The sequence below is a fragment of the Kitasatospora sp. NPDC056327 genome (assembly GCF_042261735.1).
GTDB lineage: Bacteria > Actinomycetota > Actinomycetes > Streptomycetales > Streptomycetaceae > Kitasatospora.
Genome location: NZ_JBHJRC010000513.1, coordinates 1 through 2,536, shown reverse-complemented (window position 1 = coordinate 2,536; position 2,536 = coordinate 1). Strand labels below are relative to the sequence as shown.

Sequence of the window (2,536 nt, the reverse complement as noted above, 5' to 3'; positions counted from 1 at the left end):
GTGCGAGGGCCGCACCGGCGCCCCCGGTCCGTCAGAGCTCGACCTCCTTCAGCAGTCCGGTCGCCACGTCGAGGACGAAGCCGCGCACCGAGTCCGTGTGCGGGACGAAGAGGCTGGTCCGGATCCGGGCGGCCGACTGCCGGACGTCCGTCTCCAGGTCGGCGAAGGCCTCCGCGGCCCACGGCGGCTTGACGCCGGTCTCCTCGCGGATCGACTCCCGGAAGGTGTCGTCGCCGAAGGTGAGCATGCCGCAGTCGGTGTGGTGGATCAGGATGATCTCCTCAGTCCCGAGCAGCCGCTGGCTGATCGCCAGCGAGCGGATGGCGTCGTCGGTGGCGACCCCGCCGGCGTTGCGGATCACGTGCGAGTCGCCCTCGGCGAGGCCGAGCGCGCCGTAGACGTTGAGCCGCGCGTCCATGCAGGCCAGGACGGCGGTGCGGCGGGCCGGCGGGAGCGGGAGCGGGCCGTCGAACGCCGCGGCGTAGTCGGCGTTGTTGCGCAGGTAGTGGTCGGTGGCGGTGTCGGTCATGGCGAGGGGACGTCCCTTCGGAACGGTCGGATCGTGGTCGGCCGGGGGCGTGCGCGGGCAGACGGGCGCACGGCTGCCGGGACAGCCGGACACGCGTGCCGGCGGTGCTCCCCGGCGAGGTGGGCGACGGCCGTGGCGGCGGGGCCCCGTGCGGGGGCGCGGCTCGACGGACCGGGCGGTCGAACGATCAGACGATGACCGGACAGCCGGTGGAGTGGATGCGGCCGAAGTCGATGTGACGACGGCGGACGAGCACGGTCATGCGGGCACCGTACTGCCCACCACGGCCGCCCGCGCGGGAATCCCGCTTTCTCCACCCCCTCGGGTGACGGTCCCGCAGGACCGCCGCCCCGCCGCAGCGGCGCAGGCCCGCGCCCGAGGTCGATGCCGAGCCCGAGCCCGAGCCCGAGCCGCCAAGGCCTGTCGGGCGGCGGGCGGTTGCGGAAAACCCGGGCGGCACGAACCGACGGCCAGTAAGGTTTCACATGTGACCCGATCATTCGCACCGGGCGGCCCCGGGTGATCCGCCCCTTCCGGCCCGCCACCGACCGCCCCGCCCTGGCGGAGCTGCTCACCGCCGCGGGGCCCGCGCCCGTCACGGCCGCCGAACTGCGGCGCCGGGACGAGGCGCTGCCCGCCGGGGACGCGCTCTCCACCGACCACCGGGGGCGGCTCACCGGACACGGGCGGATCCGCCTCGTCCAGCCGGGCCCGTCGGAGGACCTGCTCGCCTACGCCACCGCCTGGCGGGCCCCCTGGACGCCGCCCGGCGACCTCGCCTCGCTCGTGGTCAGCGCCCCCGGGCGGGCACCGGCCTGGCTGCTGCCGCTCTACGACGGGCTGGAGCGCTGGGCGCGCGGCGCCGGCGCCTCCCGGCTGCTCGGCGAACTCCCGGACGGGCACGGCGGGTCGGACCGCTCCGGCGGCCCCTCCCCGGCGGACCTGACCGGACTGCTGCTGGGCCGGGGGTACCGGGTGGACGCCCACGTCCGGTCGGCCGTGGGCGCGCTGGGGCCGCACCTGCCCGCCCCGCGGGTGCCGCCCGGCGTCGAGCTGGGCACCCTCGCCGGCAGCACCGCGCCGGAGCCCGCACGGCAGCTCCACCGGCTCTACCGGGAGACCCTTCGCGACAACCCCGGATTCGCCGACGCCCTGCCGGAGTTCGACACCTGGCACGCCGAGACCCTGGCCGGGCCGGGCGGCCGGCCGGACTGGGCGTTCACCGCCGAGTGCGGGGGCCGGATCGTCGGCGCGACGGTCGCCCGCGCGACGCCCGACCCGCGGGTCTGCCGCTTCGACCACACCGGGGTGCTGCGGCCCTGGCGGGGCCGGGGACTGGCCCTCGCGCTCAAGCTGCACGCCGCCCGGCGGCTGGCCGACCTGGGCGTGCGGACCGCGCACACCGAGGTGGAGGTCGGCAACGCCCCGATGGTCGCGGTGAACGCCGCCCTCGGGTACCGCTGGGGGCCGGGCCACCGCCGGCTGGTCAAGGAGCTCTGAGCGCGCCGCCCGGCGGGGGCGACGGCGTGTTGGAGGCCTGGTTCGTGGACGACCCTCGACTACCCTGCGCAACGAGTGATCAATTCATGACACTCGGCGACGGAAGGGGTCACCATGACGGAGGACTTCGGTCAGCGACCGGGGCCGGAATCAGTGCGCCTGATCGACTTCGACGAGGCCAAGGCGGTGCCCGGGATCGTCCCGGGCACCTTCGTCCTCGTCGTCAGCGGCGAGAAGCCCTACGAGAACACGGCGGTGCGCCTGGTCCCGCTGGTCTACGTGCGACAGCCGGAGTACTGGGGCATCGAGGTGACCGGCTCGCTGCCCTCGGGCATCCAGTTGCCCGTCACCGCCCCGTACACGGAGGCACTGCCGCTGGACGGCGTCCGGGGGACCAAGGGCGTCGAGGTGATCGGCGCCCACAAGCGGGAGAGGATCGACCTGCCGCGCCCCGAGTGAGCCCGGCACCGGACGCACGACACGACGGCCCGCCGCCCCGGCGAGGGG

3 protein-coding genes are annotated in these 2,536 nt (G+C 75.8%); 2 read left to right on the top strand and 1 reads right to left on the bottom strand.

Features of this window, described 5'->3' with window-relative positions; all coding sequences use genetic code 11:
- Positions 1-31: 31 nt before the first annotated feature.
- On the bottom strand, positions 32-529 hold the full coding sequence (locus ACFCX4_RS35895) for a beta-class carbonic anhydrase (protein ID WP_376151619.1): 498 nt from the start codon (positions 527-529) through the stop codon (positions 32-34).
- A 519-nt stretch (positions 530-1,048) separates the two neighbouring features.
- Between ACFCX4_RS35895 and ACFCX4_RS35890 the strand changes: the two genes are divergently transcribed.
- A complete protein-coding gene (locus ACFCX4_RS35890) occupies positions 1,049-2,029 on the top strand; it encodes a GNAT family N-acetyltransferase (RefSeq protein ID WP_376151617.1) in 981 nt (326 codons plus the stop codon).
- Between the two features lie 114 nt (positions 2,030-2,143).
- A complete protein-coding gene (locus ACFCX4_RS35885) occupies positions 2,144-2,488 on the top strand; it encodes a hypothetical protein (RefSeq protein ID WP_376151615.1) in 345 nt (114 codons plus the stop codon).
- Positions 2,489-2,536: the final 48 nt, after the last annotated feature.